This window comes from Erysipelothrix amsterdamensis, from assembly GCF_940143175.1.
GTDB lineage: Bacteria > Bacillota_I > Bacilli_A > Erysipelotrichales > Erysipelotrichaceae > Erysipelothrix > Erysipelothrix amsterdamensis.
Genome location: NZ_OW659496.1, coordinates 274,169 through 295,302, shown reverse-complemented (window position 1 = coordinate 295,302; position 21,134 = coordinate 274,169). Strand labels below are relative to the sequence as shown.

Below are 21,134 nucleotides of genomic sequence, written 5' to 3'. Positions count from 1 at the left end.
TTATTGTTCCTTTCCAACACGAATTCCGAAGTAGTCCATAACCAGTTCACAGAACATCATGTTTGCCCAAGAAAACCACTCACGTGTATATTGTGTTGGATCTTCTACATTAAAACTTTCATGCATCATTTTCGTACCACCATCCGTTTTAACAAGCGTATCGATAATTTGCTTTTTCTCTTCGAGAACAGGTGTAGTCAATCCTTCAATTGCCAGTGCAATTGGCCAAATATAACCTTTAGGTGTGTGAGAACTTCCACACCCTGATGCGAAAGTACCCGATTCGAAATATCGGTTTGATGGACTTAGAATATGATTGCGCGTACGAAGATACATTGGATCATCCCATGCACAGTACCCAAGATAGGGTGCTGCTAATAGTGAAGGAACATTTGGATCATCAATCAGACTCGAATTGCCAAGACCATCCACTTCATAGGCATAAACTGATCCATAATCTGTATCCACAACGCCAAACGATTCAATTCCTTCTTTAATTTCATTACGAAGTTTTTGTGCCCGCTCTACAATTTCCGAGTCCTTTAGAATATCAGAGTATATTTCTTCTATATATTCCAGAACAACCACCGCAAACATATTTGAGGGCACAAGATAGTGATACTCACACGCATCATCACTTGGTCTAAAACCAGACCATGTCATCCCTGTATAAGCTACAGGTGTTCCGCGACCTTCATTTACTAGAGTATCCTCAGGACGATCTGTTGGACGCGTAAACGTATATGGAGATGTTTCATGATTTTGTTCTGTTTCCCATACATCTAAAATTGAACGTACTGCTTGCGTATAAGCTTCACTAAATACCCGAGTATCTTGAGTAGTTTGGTAATAGAGATAGGACAATTGAATCGGGTAACATAAAGAATCGATCTCATATTTACGTTCCCAAATAAACGGTGTCATGTAAGTGTTATCCGTTTGGTGACCTGCTCCATTTTCCGTCTCATTAAATGCATTCGCATACGGTTCATGGTTAATACAGAAAATTTGACGATTGATCAACCCTAGAATCATTTCTTTAATGGACTCATCTTCATTCGCGAGAACTAAATAAGGGCGAATTTGTGCTGTAGAATCGCGAAGCCACATCGCAGGTATATCACCCGTTAAAACAAACGTATCATCTTCTGCAATCCGTTTAACCGTTGTGAGTAATGTATTGGAAAAGACGTTTTCAAATATTTCTCCCCAAGCTTTATGTTCTTCACCACATTGCGTTTGAATTTCGCGAATCAGCTTCTCTGCTGATTGCGGTACCGTATTGTAAGTTGTCATAAACCCTCCTAGTTGATATATCATTTTATGATTACTATTTACACAATCATTGTATGATATACCAACATTTAAAATAATGGACAAATTATAGGTTTTTAAGTACGTTTTATTGGATTGATTTAAGCCTTAAACATGCTATAATTTCGATATGATATATCAACTAGATAGAGGTGCGAATCATGACAAAACCCTTATATGAAAAAATAAAAAATGATATCCAACGAGATATCATGAACGGAACCTTATCGGTACACAGTCAATTACCGACAGAACTTGAACTTTCCACCACTTATGGCGTAAGCCGTATTACATCAAAACGAGCCCTAAACGAACTTGAACAAGATGGTTTAATTTATCGCGTTCAAGGAAAGGGGAGTTTTGTAGCAGAATCCAATACAAAAAAAACATCCGAAGATGTCTATGATTTATTATTTATGATGCCTTTCCCCGATGCTTCGAATTTTGGTGATTACACGTCCGGAATGCTTCAAGCTCTACAGGGAACGCCTTACCGCTTACAGATTCAACGCTACGATTTAGAAACGCAATACGATGATTTCGCTGGCGTTATCTTTTATCCCATCGACAATCACGATGCACTGGAAGCCGTCTTTACTCTCTATGCACGAAACATCCCGGTAGTAATCTTGGATAAGGAAGTTTCCGGTATGCCAATCACAACCGTGGTTTCAAATAACGATCAAGGTGGTTACGAAGCAACTAAACATCTGATAGAACAAGGTGTAGATGAAGTCTTGTTTGTGACTTCGGAAGATATTGAGAACGTGTCCTCGATTCGTACACGTTACTTCGGTTATTTAAGAGCACTGTCAGAATCATCTGATTACACGCATCAAAATCCAATTTTATGGTCCCCATCTGATCGAACCTTAGATCCAGACTTCTTAGAAAGACTACAATCCAAGCATTGCGGACTTGTGTGTGGCAATGATATTTTAGCTCTAACCTTAATGGCTGAACTCAAACACCTCGGCTTTCTCATTCCTCAAAACTTAAAGATTGTTGGATTCGATAATACACAAGCAAGCGCATATGTTGATCCCCCTCTTACAACCATCGCTCAAAATTTTGAGGAGATAGGTCGTGTCGCCATGAATGAGTTACTTTCACGAATTAAAAATCCAAGTCATCCGGTATCCCGTCAAGTCCTTGACGTAAATCTTATAAAGCGAAATTCTACGAATTAAAGGAGACTCTATGAAATCACTTAATATCGATACACGCATTGGTACCAATAATCAACACAGCTTTTCAAGAGGTAATGCTCTACCCTATACAGGTGTACCCTTTGGAATGAATTACTTCGCCCCACAAACTGATGGATCCAAAGGAAGTTGGTGGTTCCACCCGGAAACAGAGACCTTTCAAGGTTTACGAGTAACGCATCAACCCAGTCCTTGGATGGGGGATTTTTCGTCCATGTTGATCAGTCCCTTCTCTGGAGACCAACGCATCCATTCACTTTATGACATTCAATCCACATATCGCAAACAGGAAGCAATTTTCGAACCACATTATCTAAAACTCTACAGTCCGAGATATCAACTCACAAGTGAATTAACACCTTCAATGTATGGGGCTTCTATACGACTACAAGGCTCACAAGCCATTTCTGTAGCATTCAGCGCCATCAACGAGATTGATATTTCTCAAGACGGTCAAAACCTAGTCGGTTGGGTATCGAATCCTTCTGGATGTGAGGACCCAAATCTTAAGATGTATTTTGTATTCACAATGACTCAGCCTGGGACCTTGATTCAAGAAAAGGATTTTTATGTTTTCAAATCCGACGCCAACAACTTACAGATTCACGCTGCTTTTTCCCATCAATCACTCAATCAAGCACACTTGAACCAAACTCGGGAAATTGATAATTTCGACGCCATGTGTGATCACGCCCAAATACTTTGGACACAAAATCTTGATCGGATTACGTTTAATCATCACAACCCTTCGCAAAGTCAAATGTTTCGACACTGTCTCTATCGTGCACACTTATTTCCAATGACTTTTTACGAATACGATGAAAATATGAAACCTTGTCATTATAATACAATGGCAAAACAAACCAAACCGGGTTATATGGTTACCAACAATGGCTTTTGGGACACATATAAAACAGTCTTCCCTCTTATGAGTCTTGTGAATTCTGATCAATATGCATTAAGTCTAAAAGGATTTTTAAACCACGCCAACAATACCGGTTATTTACCCAAATGGCTTTCTCCCGATGAACGTGGACTCATGCCAGGAACGCTCATAGATGCAGTAATATGCGATGCCATCTTAAAAGGCATTGGAACTGAAGATGCGGATCAACTCCTTGCATTTATGATTCATGCAGCTTCTGAAGAATCATCCAATGCGAATTATGGACGTCGAGCCGTTCGCGACTATCTTAAGTACGGATACGTACCGAATCACTATCACGAAAGTGTCAATCAAACGCTCGATAATGCGTACTCTGACTTTTGTATCGCGCAAGTTGCAACGTATTGCGGAAAACCCGAGCAGGCAGAGACCTATCTCAAACGTTCTTACAATTACCAAAACCTTTTTGATCCACAGACCGGGTTCATGCGACCACGCGATACATCCGGAAACCTCGAAGAACCCTTCAACAGCCATCGATGGGGAGGTGCTTATACAGAAGGTTCAGCATGGCAAAACAGTTTTGGCGTTTACCACGACATCCAAGGACTGATCAACCTTTATGGTGGACCCGTCCCATTTACACAAAAGTTAAATGAACTCGTAAATCAAAAACCAACATTCGATGTAGGAAGTTATGGTTTTGAAATACATGAGATGAGTGAAATGGCCGCAATTGATTTTGGGCAAATGGCAATCTCAAACCAACCATCCTTCCATATCCCTTATCTCTACACCTACGCAAATCAAGCAAGTTCAAGTCAGGTTTTATTAAAACAATTAATGACTCACTGTTTTACAGATTGTTTTCCAGGTGATGAAGATAATGGCAGTATGAGTGCTTGGTATATCTTTAGTGCTCTCGGATTCTATCCCGTATGCCCTGGTAGTTTAGAGTATGTGATTGGAATACCGCTTCTAGATTCTGCGCAAATCCACCTAAGTAATGGTAATACCTTCAATATCACTACCCACAACAATCATCCGCAATGTAATTTTATAAACGAGATTCTGTTCAACGGAATTCCTTATCATGATTGTATCCTGAAGCACGATACAATCATGCGTGGTGGACATCTCGAAATAACACTTGGTATTGTTCCGAATGATGATTGGTTCAATAAGATAAAACCATTCTCAAACACAAAAAAGCACATCTAAATGTGCTTTTTCTTTCGCTTATTTGGAGTTAGATATGGTATAGTAAATCTTAGACAAAGGAGCATTAATGATGACATTCACTTCAATCATTAAAAAAATTGCGCCCCTACCCGACTTAGATGTTTTTTTTCAACGTTCGAATCGATAGGAGGACTATTTTTTGAGAAAAAACATCGTAAATTCAGAACCAACATTTTTATTAATAATTATACTATTGGGATTTCCCCAACTTCATGAGGCATTATTTGCGCCATCCTTACAACATGTCATGCAAACATTTTCTGTAAGTGCAAACAGTGCTCAAAATACCATTAGCATTTATTTTCTAGTATTTGCTTGCGGTGTTCTCTTTTGGGGAACCTATTCTGATTCCCACGGACGAAGACCGGCAATGATGTATGGATTGTCCATATATTTAATCGGTGCTTCTTTAGTATTTATAGCATCTAATTTCACTTTATTTGTTATGGGTCGTGCAATTTTAGCCTTTGGAATTGCTACTACTTCAGTTACAACACAAACAATTTTACGTGAAGCATTTTCACCGAATGTGCGCAATCAATTATTTTCAAAAGTATCTGTTGGCTTAGCTTTTGTTCCAGGTTTAGGACCCATACTCGGTGGATTTATTGTGGAACGCTACACCCTATATTCTTTACTCGCACTATTAGTTGTATTAGGACTGAGCATACTTGTTCTCGCTTACAACAAATTACCCGAAACACGTATTCAAGAAGACTTACCGAAAAACAGTGTTCTCAAAGTCTTTTTAAGGTTAGTTAGAACCCCAACAGTTTGGATCTACGGATTCTTTATTGCGGTTATGAACGCGGTAATGTCCTGTTACTATGTGGAAGCACCTATAATCCTGCAAGCATTTTTCAACCGTTCGCTCACAGAAATTGGTAGTTACAGTGTGTTTTTCGCAATATCTACAATCCTGGGAGCGCTCTTAACTCAAATGCTTTTAAAACACTATAAACCCGAACGCATCATGCTCATTGGTAATATTGTTTTCGGACTCGGTAGTTTAACCATGGTTTTTGCTTCACACAATCCATCTCTTGTGTTTTATATTGCAGGAATGATTGTTGTTAGATTTGGTACAGCCATTTCACTATCCAATGCAATCAGTTTAGCTCTAAATGGCTTCGAAGATGTTTACGGAACCGCAGGTTCCCTATTCAGTCTGGGTTACTACCTATGTATTAGCTTGTTAGTTCGTATTATGGCAAAACTTCATACGGGTAGTATGCTTTTGATGCCACGATACTTTTTAGTACTAGCAAGTACACTAATCATTCTTTCCATTTATACACTTAAGTCCAAAAAATTATAACGTTACAAAAGTAAGGCCTCAACACATTGATGTTGAGGCCTTTTTTTATCGTATACGATCTGGTTGTTTCAAATAACGTTCCCGATATTCTTTCGGTGAAATACCGCATTCCTTTTTAAAGTTTTTATAGAAGTATCCGGAACTTGTATAACCCACAAGTTCCGCAATTTCATTAATATTATGATTCGACTTTAAGAGGAGATTTTGGGCCTCTTTAATTCGAAAATGATTTAAGTATTGCGAGAAACTCTTGTTTGTTTCTTTCTTAAACAATTGTCCAAGGTACATCGCATTCATATGCAATGTGTCCGCAATTGAGCTGATCGTAATATCTTTTGCGTAGTCTTTCAAAACGATCTGAAGTACTTTCTGAATATTCGGATTGTGTTGCTTTAAGACCTGATCATTACGGGTTGCTTCAAGTGCATGATGCAGTACTTCCCGAATTTCCGCGATGCTATCACATTTATTTAACTCATGAAGCAAGTCATGATACATCTGCGAACCAACACTTTCATGTTGTCGATAAATATCTGAGAAAATTACAAAACCAATATAGCGAACATATTCTGGATCTGCTTCGTATTCAAATAACAACTTAAACATCGACCCAATCTCAGATTTAATCAGATGAATATCCCCAATTGATAAAGCATGATGGAATTTTTTAAACGAAATCTCATACATAGAATCGTTTTGTTCCAGTTTGTTTTTAAGCATCATCCGTTCTGTAATGGGATGATCGCCATAAAACCGAGACACACTCACCAGTGTTTCTGCTTGTTGATAACTGTTTGGAACTTCTTCAAGTGGAACTAAAAGTTCTCCGACTGCAAGCATCTGATTTTGATGATTGATATGACTTGAAAGATCTTTTCGAAGAGCATCAAACTCTACGCGATCAGCCTCCAAAATCATTACAAGATCTTGATCATCATAAAAGGCATAATATTGATTATGATGAATGAGTCGTTGAATCCATGTTGTCTGTGCTGATTCTGGAATTTGAGTAATAATCATGCACGTATAAAGTGCATGTGCCTGCAAGGGTTTCCCCACCTGTTTTAATATCCGCCGTAAATCAACATTATCGATATCATCATTCACCCAACGTTCAAGTGTATTTTCAAAAAGTAATGTATCCGTATGAGCATGGCGCTTCTCACTATCAAGTTTAGCTACTGTCTTTCGTAAGGTTTCATTTAACTCGTTCTTATTAATGGGTTTGAGTAAGAAGTTCTCCGCCCCAAGTCGAATTCCTTCTTTGACATACTCAAACTCTTGATATCCCGATAAAACCACAAAGTTAAAGTTGATATCTTCTTCCTGTGCGGCCTGTACAAATTCAATTCCTGACTGTTCAGGCATACTTACATCTGTCACCACAATATCTATTGGGTTTTTACGCACAAATTCTAGGGCTTCTTGACCGTTGGATGCAGTCCCTATACATTGAAGTCCTAAATCATCCCAATTAATAATTTTCTGTAATCCACTTAAAATCATATACTCATCATCCACAAGTAAAACATTATACATATTTATCCCCCTCCTCATCAAAACGCATTGTGACCGTAAAACCTTTAAGATTATTGATGCTGATTGTCATACTGTAGTGGGAATCACTGAAGTATGTTTTGAGTCGTTCATGGACATTTAATAGCCCCACTGAATTGTGGTCGTTGATGTTAAAGACTGACTCATCGATGAGTTTCTGAATATGGACTAAGCGCGAATGATCCATGCCTTTACCATTATCGGAAACCTCTAAAACAATTTGTCCTTTCTCACGATAGGCTGTAACCTTAATTGCATTATCCACCCGTCCAAAATCAATACCATGAACAAAATAGTTTTCGATTAGTGGTTGCATGGTGAATTTAGGCATAATGATTTGTTCTAAGCCTGGTTCTATATCAAATTTATACGCCACGCGATTTGGATAACGCATTTGATGCAAGTAAACATACTTCTCACAGAACTCGAGTTCCTTAGCCAAGGTCGTAGTTTTTTCTAACGAAATATTATTTCGGAGCAAACTGGCAAAGGTATAAACGACATCCGCCAATTCATCGACACCTTCGCTCACCGCATACATTCGAATAAATTCTAGAGTATTATAGAGGAAATGTGGATTGATTTGCGATTGAAGAGCACGTAGATTAATATCTTGTTGACGGATCTCAAGTTGGTAAATTTCCTCTACGTACTGACTGATACTATCGAGTGTTTCATTAATACCGATTGAAATATCACGTAATTCATCTTCTTTATCTTCCGTTGGAATACGATAATCAATGGCCCCGTCTTTTACGCGACCCATGGATTGCAAGATATCATCAACTTGATGACTGTATCGACCAAAAGTTCTAAAGAGAAGCCACAATAAAAGCACATCTAAAACAATACTTCCCAAAATAACTGAAGCATATGTTTTAAATGATTTCGCGACAACATCTGCCCGATTCACCGCTACCACAACACGGTTCCCATTTTGAAGGGGTACTTCATGTTTAAGATAATGCTGATCAATCAAGGCACTGTAATCGCGTCCTGTCTCATAACTTTGACGCAGCATCACACCCAAGCCTTCGTCTTCACGATCGGTATAAGCATACTTAATTTTCCCATTATCCGTTAAGATGTAAATTGAACGCGGAACCGAATGATTGATTGAATCAATTTGTGTATTAATGCTTTGTGAATCCGCAATAAGATGAATAATCCCTACGGGATCATACGAATCATAATTCGTCAAAACCCGATGAAACATGAGCTGTTCACCTATATTGGGAACACGTTTTGGTTTATAACCCATTTTTTGTAATGTATGCGAATAGTACAAATCATTTGAATTATTTAAAGTAATCATAAACCCTTCAATCCCATCATAACGATCGTAGAGTTTCTGAATATCCTTAGGAAAGAAAATAAAAGGATCTTGTGACAATTGTTGCGTATAATACGTAGGAAGATCCATATAAAAGTAATCTTTCATACTTTGTACATGATCAGCATCCGTAAACAAATCAAAAACAATTTTACGTAAATCCTGTTCGTAACTCTCAATAATTTCCGTCATTTTTTGACTGATCGCTTTATTCTGAAGGACTGCCTCATCGTAGTCTCGTTTTGATGTGACATACCCTACCGTAATTGCGAAAATTGTAATAATGATGATTAAGATAACCGAATAGGATCGAATCAATTTTTTCATTAAACTTGTGTTTTCTGTATTAGCGCTAAAGGATCTCAATCTTTTCATCAACTTCATGAATCCAACCGTTTAAACTCCAATGCATCAGCGCAATATAAATCCCAATACTACCAAAAAGAATTAATCCCTTATATCGATATGTTAGTGCGAGTACACACATCATTAACATAAGGATACGAAAGATTTTGAAGAAATTAACAAATACAGAAATAACACTCAGTTTAATAAGGTTATAGAATTCAATCTCAAATGCGGCATTTAAAACCAAAGCGTAAATATATGCAATCGATAGGAAAATAAACATTGCAATCAAGACAAAATCTAAAACAAAAAACAATGGATGTTTCACTTGCGTGGCAAGGTACACATTATATCCAATTAAAATTTGTGGAACTAAAACGGTATACAGTAAAGCATTACCACGTTTGAAGTGAGTTTTAAATAGTGATACAAGATTACGCCATGCATAACCACGATACTCCCAACCATGTTCATGATATAAATCCATCAAAACAAGAAAAGCTGGACCAACACCTAAAACAACACCACCCATTAAAGTTAGTACCCAGAACATTAAACTCATCTTCATAACGGTATAGACCCGCTCAAAGACATTTGTTATTGTTGTTGCAACCATAAAAATAGACCCCCTGACATCATAATCATAGCAAAAATCGGGATATCAAACGATACCCCAATTTGTGCTCTTTGTTCAATTTATTTATTATTTATTAGCACGGAATGCATCGTATTGTGATTGCATTTCGTCCAAGACTTTATCCCAACCTGCTGCTTTAAGTTTTTCCACAAATTCTGGAACTTTAACTTCTGGATCAACAGTTCCTGTATTGATAACTGCTGAGTATTCTTCCATAACGTTCATTAAAGCACTGATTTCTGTTTTAACTTCATCTGTCTTAAAGTTAAAGCCTAAGATTGGTGAAACAGGTGCATTCTTTGTATCTTCTGCACGTTTCGCAATCATTTCATCCGTGATCTTAGCTTGTTGGAGTAGAAGGGCACTGTTCCCTGTATTCCATGCAGCCATGTGATTGTCTTCTTTATAACCATCAAGTAATTCTAAGTGGTTATCATCAATTTTTTTCCATGCTTCGCCTTCAATACCATAGATTAATGTATTCATCATTTGTGCATTGGTATTTAATAAGTTTAACCATTTTACTGCTTCAACTTTATGTTTTGAGTTGATTGCAACAATAAAGTTACCCATTTGTGCTTGAGCTGTAGATTTTAAAGGTTTATTAAGTGGACGTGAAATAATTTCTTTACCAGCTACTTGTGATAGTAGAGAATCACCGTAGTCTGCAGGTCCTTGAGTTTCTTGTCGCATAAACCATACTGGACTTTCAAGTGCATATCCTGTTGTGGATGTTGCTGCATCTTGTGGAATTAATCCTTTTTGGTAAAGTCCGTGAATTTGTTTTAATGTTTCCATACCTTGTGATGTTTCATAAGCATTCACAATTTTTGTTGTGTCGCCATCAAGGTTGATTGCAAATGGTAACTTATCACCTAAAATATAGTCAAAGTTTCCAAGTGTTGCTTTGTAGCCACTACCGATTGCAAATGGAGCCACTTCAGGTTCATTATCTTTTACGGTTTGAAGTGCTGCTTCCGCATCAGCGTAACTGTTAATGTTTGATACATCGATATTGTATTTGTTTAGGTAATCTGAATTAAATGTAAGCATTTGTTGTGCAAACACGTTTCCGTTAATTGGGAAACCGTATAGTTTACCATCAATTACGTTACCATCATAGTAGATTGGATCTACTGAATCAAAGAACTCTTTTGCGTGTTCTTTCACTAAATCTGTTAAGTCTGCATAAGCACCTTTTTGTGCGTTAATCGTATAGTTATTCGCAAATGCTAAGTCAAACTCATCACCTGCTGTAACCATTACAGACATTTTTTGTTCATAGTCTCCCCAACCAATATAGTTAAATTTAACTTTAACCCCAATTTCTTCCTCAGAAATTTTATTGATTGCATCTGTTAATTCATCAAGGTTTTTGGGTGCATCCCCTACTTGATAAAGTTGTAATGTCACAACTTCTCCCTCTGGTTTATCAGTTTTCTTACCACAACCTGTTAATACAAGTAATGCAGCCATTAAAACTGTAAACGTTTTAAAAACGCCTTTTTTCATGATGTTCCTCCTCTATAAAATATCATAATTAGGCAAAGCTGTTTATATCGCTCTTATTCCTTTACGCCCCCAATGGTTAAACCACTGACAAAGTATTTCTGGAAGAATGGATAGGATACTGCAATGGGCAATGTGGACAGAACAACCATCGCCATACGTGCAGATTCTTTCGGTAAACCGATGCCACTATTAATTCCAGATAACCCTACATTTTGTGAGATATAATCAAGATTTGATTGGATCTTCATCAATAAGTATTGGAGCGGGTATAAGGTTTCAGAGTTGATATACAAGAGTGCATTAAACCAGTCGTTCCAGAAAGCCAGTGCCGCAAATAAACTTATGGTTGCGATACCAGGAACCGCAAGTGGTAAAACTATTTGAATAAAGATACGGAACTCACTTGCGCCATCAATTCGGGCTGATTCAATGATTGCGTCCGGAACGGTTCGTTTGAAGAATGTTCTCATGACGATGATATTAAACGGACTTAATGCCATTGGCAGAATTAATGCCCAGACTGTATCCTTAAGTCCTAATAATTTTGTCATCACAATATAGTTGGGAATCATCCCAGCACTGAATAACATTGTGAGTAACGCAAATTTGGTAAAGAAACGACGATATTTAAAGTTAGGACGTGAAATTGCATACGCATACGTTGACGTAAATGTTGTATTAATAAGCGTCCCAACAACCGTAATAAATACCGTAACACCAAATGAATTTAAAAGTTGTCCCTTAAAGTCATATAAGAATTTGTATCCATCCAAACTCACTTCCTTTGGAAAGAGAGAGTAACCATTTACCATCAACGCTGTTTCTGTAGTAAATGAGACCACAATTACAAAGATAAATGGAAAGATACACGATAATGCGAACAGCCCAATAATAACATTAAATACGCGGTCTGTATTTTTACTGAAGCTTCGTACTTCTACTTTTTCAATTTTTTTCTTCTTCATACATCCTCCTAGAATAATCCTGATTCAGGATCAACACGGCGAATGATGGCATTAGCAGAAACTAACATCACAAACCCTACAACGGATTGATATAAACCCGCGGCGGATGACATCCCTAAATCCCCTGATGCCGATAAGCCTTTATATACATATGTATCAATAACCATCGTAACTTGGTTCAGTGGTCCTGAGTTACGGGTTACGTTATAGAATAATCCAAAGTCAGATCGAATAATATTTCCAATCGCTAATATCAACATAATACTAATTAGCGGAATGATTTGCGGAATCGTAACGTGACGAATTTGTTGCCATCGGTTGGCACCATCCACAATTGCCGCTTCATAATATGTTGGATCAATCCCCATAATCGAAGCAAAATAAATAATACTGTTATATCCGATATTCTTCCATATTCCGATGATAACGATAAATACCGGCCAATATTTCGGCTCATTATACCAGTTAACAGGTTCTTTACCCATCATGGCTAAGATACTGTTTAACGCGCCCTTATCAGGACTTAAAAACGAATAGACAAAGAATCCAATAATAACCCATGATAAGAAGTATGGAAACAACATTGTTGTTTGAAATACTTTTATTTTTTTCTTTGAACGTAACATACTCATAATAACAGCCAAGACTACTGCGAGAAACGTTCCGACTATAATAAAGACTAAGTTATACAATACGGTATTGCGTGTCATGATATAAGCATTGTCGGTAGCAAATAGAAACTTAAAGTTCTGGAAACCTACCCACTTACTGTTATAAAGACTTGCGAAAAATCCATCCGGAGAAAATCTAAACTCCTTAAATGCAACTACGTTTCCAAGGACTGGAATGTAGAAAAAGAAGATCATCCAAATTGCCCCAGGCAATGCCATTAAAAGAAACGGTGCATTTTTCTTAATATTGCGTAATACTTTTTTCAATTGATTCACCCCAAACATCTATAAATTCAAAGGTCTTGCTGTTGTTTTACATATTAAGTGTACCGCTTTCATTTCAGAGATATAAGAGACAAAATATACTAATAAATCAACAAATTATAGTTATGATTCCACAAAAAACCTATAAAAAAGACATCCTTTTCACATTGATCCTATCAATACCACAACCGAGAAGGAAGCAGGTATCTCAATGCGAAAGCATGTCTTTTAAGGTCTATAACAGGAGACACCGTCATGAGACCTTGTGTACTCGATTATCAAGAATTATAGGCTCTTGATATATAAAGTTTACGTATTTTAACCCATGCTCACAAGAAACGGATTATAGGTATTCACCTATTAATCTTAGTTTTCATTCCAGCACTTTAAGGCGAATGCTCGTAACGGTGCTTGAATTTGTAACGCGACTTGCTCTGCCGTCAGCGCTTCGGGTTTATCACACCAGATTGAAAACATTGCGCCCAAGGTTTCGGCACGTTGTTCTAAATCACCTTCACAGGTTTCATGACGGTTTGGAAAACGATCTGATTCAAAGGATGTCATAATTGATGCTTCCGTGGGATAGGTATAACCTGCATTCTCCCCTAAAACAAAATACAACAAGCTGTCCATATAATTCACCACATCATGACCGCGATCCACAAAAGTTTTCACCGGTGCCATCATTGGATTCCAACTCGTCCAATAGGTAATGATGATGTCTTTGTTAAGAAGTACTGTTGGTTTTTGATCAATGCGATACAATCCATCATTCCAAGCTCGAACCGTCTTTCCTCGCCCTTGGATGTGGGATGCAATGTCATTTACATAGTCCACAAAGGTATCAAAGCCTTTCGCCTCAGGTCCAAAGTGTTCTTTCGCATACGTCTCGAGTTGTGGAAATTCATCGTATTTTCCAAAATCAATAAATTCATCCGCCCCCATATGAAAACTTGTGGATGTATGAAATAAATCATCCATCTCATCATAGATTTCTTTAATAAAGGCACGTGCATCAGGGTTGGTGATATCCAGTCCCATTGTTGTATTTTCCATAAGGAATTCTGGGAAGGCTTCTAATACAACTTGAAGATGACCTGGTGAATCAAAGGACGGAATAACGTCAATATAATAATCATTAGCATGGTTGATGATACGTCTTACTGCATCTTGACTTAAATGTTCATTTGATACGATTTGAGGAAAACGTTTCGATTCGATACGAAAACCTAAATGCTCTGAAAAATGCATCTGCAACGTATTTAATTTAAGACGCGCCATTAATTTGATCGTGTCCATAAACCACGCCTCACTGAAGAATTTACGCCCCATATCAACATGCAATCCACGCTCTGCTACGTTTGCCTTCTTAAGTGCCGTAGAGGCATTCCCCGAAAATACATCCAAAAGTCCATAAAAATGTCCGCGTTCTGTATTTGAGGCGATAATAATCAAGTCATCATCATAGTGAATTTGATACCCATCAAACTCATAATTTTCAAGTACATGTTGGTTAAGTTGTAATTTTGTTATATCCAAATTCGTGTTGGGATAAAGTGCTTGTGCTTTTTTAATTAATCCATTTGTGTCCATCGTATTTGCTCCTTTTGAACGAGTGTTTGATAAGTCATTGTACTTTCTTTTCGCCATGCTTTCGCGCTCATTGCACAAAGAGGCATGTGTATTTGTTTTAAAATTTCATCCTCAGTTTGAAGTTCTGGCTCATCACACCAAAGTGAGTAATAAGCGCCCTCAACCTTATCGGTAAGTTGATTGGATGGAAAGTGATTGGGCGTCCATGTTTCAAACCAACTTTCTGGATCAATGCATTTGACCCCTACTTCCGGATGTAAGACATAATAAAAATTCTCTGCATGAAAATTAATCAAGGCAATATCTTTATTTTCAAATTCACTGATGGGTGCCATGTAGCGATTATACTTAGTCCAATAGCAAACTTGTATCGATGGCTTGAGTGCAATCTTTGGATTTTGATTGAGTCGATACAAACCATCATTCCATAATCGCACCGTAAACCCTTTTGTCTCTAGTCGTGATGCGATGGTATTGAGGTAATCAAGATACGTGTCATATCCAGTTTCTCCCTCCAAATGATTTTGCGCATAAGTTTTAAGTTCAGGGAAAGCATCAAACTGCTCGAAATCAATAAATTCATCACCCCCGATATTGAAATAGCGTGATTTTTGAAATACTTCTGCATAGTAATCATAGAGCTCATAGATCATCTCAAGTGCCTTTGGATTGGTAATATCCCATGCTTCCCCATCGGATCCAGGAAGTGCATACTCTGGATAAGTTTTTAAAACATGCTTAAGGTGACCGGGACTGTCGAATGAAGGAACGATTTCGATACAATATTCATCCGCAAGTTCCATAATTTCTTTAAGTTCTTGTAAGCTTAATGCTTTTTGGCTTACGATTTCAGGGTACTGTGTGCATTCCAAGCGAAAGCCCTTGTTTTCACTAAAGTGTAATTGAAGCATATTAAAATTATGCCATGCTAAGGTATCCAAAAGTTGATGAATCCATTGCGGTGTAAAGTACTTACGACCACAATCTAAATGGAATCCACGTTCCTCAACACTGGGTTCATCGATAATCTCGCCTTTTTGTATTGCTCCATATGTCAGTTCGTATTTAAGAAGTGTTTGAACTGCATAAAGGGTTCCTTCTTCATCATTTGCATAGATTTTGATGGTATCATCAATTGTGATGATATAACTACCACGAGGGTGTACTTCTTCCATTGGAAGTATATGAATGCTTGTTACGTCCTCCTCAGGTTCATAAACAATTTTTTTATGATTTTCTCGAATGCGCTTGTAGATTGCTTTTGAAATAAGACGCTCAGTTTCAATAAATATTTTTGGTTTCAGTTTAACGACACCGTCATGAAGTTGATACTGTTTTACTTCTGGAATGATGGTACGCTCTAAGTTAGATTCCATAAGCTCCTCCTTATATAACTAAGTAATACCATGCTTTTCATACCGCGTCATCACCAAATCATGAAGTTCAATAATATGTATCGAAATGTCTAAAATTAATACTCAGATAGAAAAAACACATCAAGATGATGTGTTTATTTTTTATTTAAATATTGATCGATTTTAGTTTTGATATTTGTGACTTTGGGTCCATAAATAATTTGAACTGTATTTCCACTAATTAAAGAACCTGCGGCGCCAGTTTGACTGAACTGGTCTTTGTTTACACTTTGTGCATCCTTTACTTCAATCCGAAGTCGTGTCGCGCAGTTATCGATGGTTACAATATTGTTTTGCCCCCCTAGCGCTTCCACAATCAGTGCTGAAACATCATCTTTATTTTTCAAATCTTTCTTAGTATAGAGTTGTACATTTCCGTTCTTTTCACGGCCCGGTGTTTTGAGGTCACACTTCTTAATTGCAAAGGTAAAGACCGCATAGTAAATCAAACCATAGATGAGTCCAACCACAACTACAGGAATCCAGTGGGTCATTTGGTTACCCGGCAATATTCCATATAAGACAAAATCAAGAAGTCCTCCAGAAAAAGTAAGACCGACCCCAACAGCGAGCATATGCATCAGCATAAATGAAAATGCCGCCAGAACTACGTGTACCCCAAAGTAAAGGAAAGGAGATGCAAATAGGAACGAAAATTCGATAGGCTCCGTAATTCCCGTCACAATTGATGTGATTGATGCAGATACCAATAAACCTTTAACTTTTGCTTTGTTTTCAGGATATGCCGTTTTATACATTGCAAGTGCTGCGGCTGGAAAACCAAAAATCATAAATGGAAACATTCCTGAAAAGAAACGAGCGTAGCTTGCATCGACTGGGACCCCCGCAGCAAGTTGAGCGAACACGATATTTTGAGCTCCTTCAACTACCGTCCCTGCCACAACAGTACTTCCACCAAGAGCAGTTTGCCAGAAAGGAAGATAGAAGACATGATGAAGTCCTAGTGGAATCAATGCACGATAAATCAATCCATAAACAAAGGTTCCAAAATACCCCATTTTAGAAATCGCAACTCCCAACGAAGCGATTCCAAACGCGATGTAAGGCCAGATCCAAACAAAAATAATCCCTACCGCTATCGCAACAATGGATGAGATAATCGGTATAAATCGTGTTCCACTAAAGAATGAAAAGGCATCGTTAAACTCAATTTGATAAAATTTATTATGAAGTATTGATACCATAATCCCCACAATAATCCCACCAAACACACCCGTATTCAAAGTATTTTCAATCCCCAACACCTGTGTAATCAAACCCGACGTTTTCATTAACGTATCGAGATTACCAAATTGTTCGATGGTTGATGCCATAGCGACATTCATCATTAAATATGATATTGCAGCTGCCAATGCCGCAACCTCTTTCGATTCTCTTGCCATCCCAAAAGCAACGCCAATCGCAAAGAGAAGCGGTAAGTTCGCAAACACAATCTCACCACAAGCTTTCATAATCATGAGAATTTTATACAATACTCCCGTTTGCGCTAGAACGCCTTCCAGATGATACATTTCAATTAAAGACGGATTGGTAAAAGTTGCCCCCAATCCCAATAAAAGCCCCGCAAACGGTAATAAAGCAATCGGCAACATAAAGGTACGTCCTAATTGCTGTAGAAAATCAAAAACCTTCTTTTTCATACTTTACCTCCTCAAGTGTTTATACTTTACCGAAAAAAGTAAGGGATTTCAAGATGATTTTGATAAAAAATGATAAATTAAGATAACACAATTAGGTGTTTGATTTATAGCGAAATATACACTTCGAAAAAAAAAAGACCGTTGATTAATCAACAGTCTTTTGGCTTCCTAAAAAATTAAACTATTCATTTTCTTTTGATTCTTTATTTAACTTCAACATCACATAACCAATACATGTAAGTGATAACGCAACCACAATTGCGAAACTTGATGTGTATTGACCCGTATTCGGTAGAGTCATTTCAGTCGATGTAACGTCCTTGTCTTTTTTCTCACCAAGAACTTCCGCAGGCTTGTTCTCTTCTTTAGGTACTTCTGCAATTTCTCGAAGTGATACATGCACAGAATGTTCGTCATTATTGACACCATAGAGAACGGTGAACATTCCAGCTTCCTTCACAACAAAATCTGGATTCTTCCATGTCCATCCTTGTGGTAAAGTAAGTGTCGATAGTGTACTCCCTTCTGTTATTTCAAGTTCAAACGATTGAGGAAAGGCTTGCTTTGAAACAACAAGTGTTGTTGCTTGACGTGCAACCGGTGATTTAATATCTTGTGTTAAATCAACACCTTGTGGCGTTGCACTATAATGAAGATTATACGTTCCTTCTGGAAGATTTGAAATGAGATCCTTCTCAGCCAAACCCTTTACAAGAAGTTTCACATTAGAATTTCCACCGCGTGGATTAAACATTGGTGTATCTTCGATTGAGAAGTCTAAATCATAACCTTCTATTGTCTTAATTCCATCAAGGGGATTAATTGTTCCACCTTGCATGATTGTGAGTGGTTTAACCCCTTCTAACTTCGGTGCCTTGTCATAATAGGCTTGCGCAGCTTTCGCTTGGGCAGCGGTTTGTTGATACGATACCGAGTCGATTACAAATTCAGTTCCTGCAAGGTTTTCCCCCACAGGTCCCGGCCATGCTCCACCCATCGCTAAGTTAAGTTGAATATATTGAGGCTTATTGAAAATATCTTTAGCCATTGGATCCTGTCCATACGGTACCGTATGAACTTTTTGATCATCAACATACCACTCCAAAGCATCTTCGGTCCAGTTTAATGCAAATGTATGAAATTCATCATTAAAGTTTCCTTGAGGAATGGTATGCGCTGTACCGTTTCCAGAAAAGCGTCCCACATTGTCCTCAGCAGGACCATAATGAACAGTTTGGTAAACCGTACGGTTACCATGGGAACCATCGCGATCCTCACCGATTAATTCCATGATATCAATTTCACCCGTACTTGGCCAACCACGACCTTGTTCTGCTTTTATCTTACCATCAAGGGTAAAATCAGCTCCCAAAGTCCAAAAGGCTGGGAATGCGCCTCTTCCTTTCGGAAGTTTTGCGCGAATTTCTAATTTACCATACAAGAATTCGCGTTGTCCGTGTGTACGAATACTTCCTGAGTTATAAATTACTTTGCGAGATGCATCACGTGGATGTAAATATTGATCCGATACATCACGATCCGTTGCACGTAACACAAGCTTACCATCACGTAAAAATACGTTCTCTGGATTGTTTACATAATGTTGTTGTTCAATTCCACGAATCGAACCCAGCTCATAACCCCAGTCTTCCATATTCAGGGATTCTTGCTCAAAATCATCACGCCATACTTCTGTAAAGACGTCCTCATTCTTCTCTTCTGAAACATTTAATTCTTTCGTTACCACAACGTTATCAACATAAGCATTGGACTGCTTTGTTTCTTCTTTTTCAGACCACTTTACAAGTTGAATTAATGCTCCTTGTTCCGTACCTGAATTAAATGTATAACTTACTTTTTGCCAGTCTGTTGATGAAACTAATTGATCTACGGTTTGACCGTTCTCTCCCTTAATAACATCCCCTTGTTGACCATCCCAAAAGCGGCCTGTAAAGACTGCATCCGCCCCTTTAACATCCACTTTCGCATAAGCACTTACATGATAGGTTGTATTGGGCTCAAGTCGAATAACTTGACCAATAAAACCATTTGCAAAGTTACCTGAAATTGCTGTATGAGGAACAACCCCAGCATACTTGCCATCATAAGAGACCTTGTCTTGAACCTCACCTTTATTGCGTTGTGTCCATGAAGACCCACCTTGTTCAAAATCACCATCTTGAATTAAATTCTTAGCATCACCCTCAAGCGCTGAGATTGATGTCATTGATAAAGCTAAAACCATAAATACTGTAACGATATTTCTTAAACCTTTACGCATTTCATGCTCCTTTATTAATGTTTAGCGATTTACAGAGCGGGCACATGATGAGAGTGTGTGTCGAATACCACGGATTGCTTGACCGATTGCAAAAATGTTTTCAACCGGAGCTAATCCTGCATATCCAGCGTCACCAATGTGATGAATATCCACGCCACAAATCTTATTTTGAATTGACATTTGTGCAATAATTTCAGGCGTTGAACCTTCTTGACTCGTCCCAATTGCACTCATAACTAAAGTATCGCGGGCATGTGCAAATTGCACAATTTCCTTAAGTTCGTTCGCATCAAATCCTGGAACCGTTCCAACAGCAGGGACTAAAATAACATCCGCTCCTGCCTCAATAAACGCTTCTACTGTTTTTAAGTCAATAATTGGACCCACAACACCGGCTCCATGCATTTTACCTGCAATAACAAGACCCGAGAACTTCTCTTTTGCGATTTTAATTGTAGAGATAATCGCTTCGTTTGTGACTCCTGTACCAGGATTTCCTGTAAAACAAACAAAATCAAAATTACGACGTTCTATCTCTTCAATTGTCTCTACAGTTGCCTGTCTTCCTAAAGCAATCTCAAAGCGTGACTCTGTCATCTCTGCATTTTGATCAATAGGTTCTAAGTTAACACCAATGGGAGCTCCAACTAAACGATGAAGCTCATCCACAAAATTCTTTTCGATACACTCAATTGCAAATAAATCCGGATTAAATACATCGACGCCATTTAGTAATATCAAGTCTGCACCACATGCACGTGCAATCTCAGAGTTACTAATATCTCCCACAAAGCTTTCGCGAGCAGCGTAGTTTTCCGATAAAACTACGCGTCCTTCACTCGCTTTAATACTTTGTTTAAGTTCTTCAGCTGTCATGTTTAAAATATCACTCGTATTTGCACTAATTAATCGTTTCATCATTTCACACT

At 38.0% G+C, this 21,134-nt stretch carries 15 protein-coding genes; 3 read left to right on the top strand and 12 right to left on the bottom strand.

Going from position 1 to position 21,134, the window contains the following annotated elements:
* Positions 1 to 1,296, bottom strand: coding sequence for a glycoside hydrolase family 125 protein (locus tag NMG63_RS01345; RefSeq protein WP_254007217.1), 1,296 nt, complete (start codon positions 1,294 to 1,296; stop codon positions 1 to 3).
* Between the two features lie 179 nt (positions 1,297 to 1,475).
* Here NMG63_RS01345 and NMG63_RS01340 point away from each other — a divergent pair, with 179 nt between their 5' ends.
* The 3 genes from NMG63_RS01340 to NMG63_RS01330 all read left to right on the top strand — a co-directional run bounded on the left by NMG63_RS01340 (position 1,476) and on the right by NMG63_RS01330 (position 5,968).
* Complete coding sequence (locus tag NMG63_RS01340; RefSeq protein WP_254007216.1) at positions 1,476 to 2,504, top strand: GntR family transcriptional regulator; 1,029 nt, start codon at positions 1,476 to 1,478, stop codon at positions 2,502 to 2,504.
* A gap of 10 nt (positions 2,505 to 2,514) precedes the next feature.
* Positions 2,515 to 4,629 carry a GH92 family glycosyl hydrolase gene (locus tag NMG63_RS01335; protein WP_254007215.1) on the top strand — a complete coding sequence of 705 codons (2,115 nt, stop codon included), beginning with the start codon at positions 2,515 to 2,517 and terminating at the stop codon, positions 4,627 to 4,629.
* Between the two features lie 160 nt (positions 4,630 to 4,789).
* Positions 4,790 to 5,968 carry an MFS transporter gene (locus NMG63_RS01330; protein WP_254007214.1) on the top strand — a complete coding sequence of 393 codons (1,179 nt, stop codon included), beginning with the start codon at positions 4,790 to 4,792 and terminating at the stop codon, positions 5,966 to 5,968.
* Positions 5,969 to 6,013: 45 nt separating this feature from the next.
* On the opposite strand, the gene NMG63_RS01325 is transcribed toward NMG63_RS01330, so the two are convergent.
* From NMG63_RS01325 to NMG63_RS01275, 11 genes are all read right to left on the bottom strand, one after another.
* Positions 6,014 to 7,507 (bottom strand): response regulator transcription factor, encoded by a 1,494-nt coding sequence (locus NMG63_RS01325; RefSeq protein ID WP_254007213.1) that lies wholly within the window; start codon positions 7,505 to 7,507, stop codon positions 6,014 to 6,016.
* Complete coding sequence (locus NMG63_RS01320) at positions 7,500 to 9,233, bottom strand: sensor histidine kinase (RefSeq protein WP_254007564.1); 1,734 nt, start codon at positions 9,231 to 9,233, stop codon at positions 7,500 to 7,502. Before NMG63_RS01320 ends, NMG63_RS01325 begins: the two co-directional genes overlap by 8 nt.
* Positions 9,211 to 9,822 (bottom strand): YesL family protein, encoded by a 612-nt coding sequence (locus tag NMG63_RS01315; RefSeq protein ID WP_254007211.1) that lies wholly within the window; start codon positions 9,820 to 9,822, stop codon positions 9,211 to 9,213. The genes NMG63_RS01320 and NMG63_RS01315 overlap by 23 nt, the downstream gene beginning before the upstream one ends.
* A gap of 87 nt (positions 9,823 to 9,909) precedes the next feature.
* Positions 9,910 to 11,355: an ABC transporter substrate-binding protein gene (locus NMG63_RS01310; RefSeq protein WP_254007210.1), complete on the bottom strand. Its 1,446-nt coding sequence runs from the start codon at positions 11,353 to 11,355 to the stop codon at positions 9,910 to 9,912.
* 53 nt (positions 11,356 to 11,408) lie between these two features.
* Complete coding sequence (locus NMG63_RS01305; RefSeq protein ID WP_254007209.1) at positions 11,409 to 12,320, bottom strand: carbohydrate ABC transporter permease; 912 nt, start codon at positions 12,318 to 12,320, stop codon at positions 11,409 to 11,411.
* 8 nt (positions 12,321 to 12,328) lie between these two features.
* Positions 12,329 to 13,267 carry an ABC transporter permease gene (locus NMG63_RS01300; protein WP_254007208.1) on the bottom strand — a complete coding sequence of 313 codons (939 nt, stop codon included), beginning with the start codon at positions 13,265 to 13,267 and terminating at the stop codon, positions 12,329 to 12,331.
* Positions 13,268 to 13,621: 354 nt separating this feature from the next.
* Positions 13,622 to 14,848 (bottom strand): family 20 glycosylhydrolase, encoded by a 1,227-nt coding sequence (locus NMG63_RS01295; protein ID WP_254007207.1) that lies wholly within the window; start codon positions 14,846 to 14,848, stop codon positions 13,622 to 13,624.
* Complete coding sequence (locus NMG63_RS01290) at positions 14,830 to 16,224, bottom strand: family 20 glycosylhydrolase (protein WP_254007206.1); 1,395 nt, start codon at positions 16,222 to 16,224, stop codon at positions 14,830 to 14,832. Before NMG63_RS01290 ends, NMG63_RS01295 begins: the two co-directional genes overlap by 19 nt.
* A gap of 134 nt (positions 16,225 to 16,358) precedes the next feature.
* Positions 16,359 to 17,924 carry a PTS transporter subunit EIIC gene (locus NMG63_RS01285; RefSeq protein WP_254007205.1) on the bottom strand — a complete coding sequence of 522 codons (1,566 nt, stop codon included), beginning with the start codon at positions 17,922 to 17,924 and terminating at the stop codon, positions 16,359 to 16,361.
* A gap of 181 nt (positions 17,925 to 18,105) precedes the next feature.
* Positions 18,106 to 20,205: a family 16 glycosylhydrolase gene (locus NMG63_RS01280; RefSeq protein WP_254007204.1), complete on the bottom strand. Its 2,100-nt coding sequence runs from the start codon at positions 20,203 to 20,205 to the stop codon at positions 18,106 to 18,108.
* 21 nt (positions 20,206 to 20,226) lie between these two features.
* Positions 20,227 to 21,126, bottom strand: coding sequence for a DUF7916 family protein (locus NMG63_RS01275; RefSeq protein WP_254007203.1), 900 nt, complete (start codon positions 21,124 to 21,126; stop codon positions 20,227 to 20,229).
* Between the last annotated feature and the right edge of the window lie 8 nt (positions 21,127 to 21,134).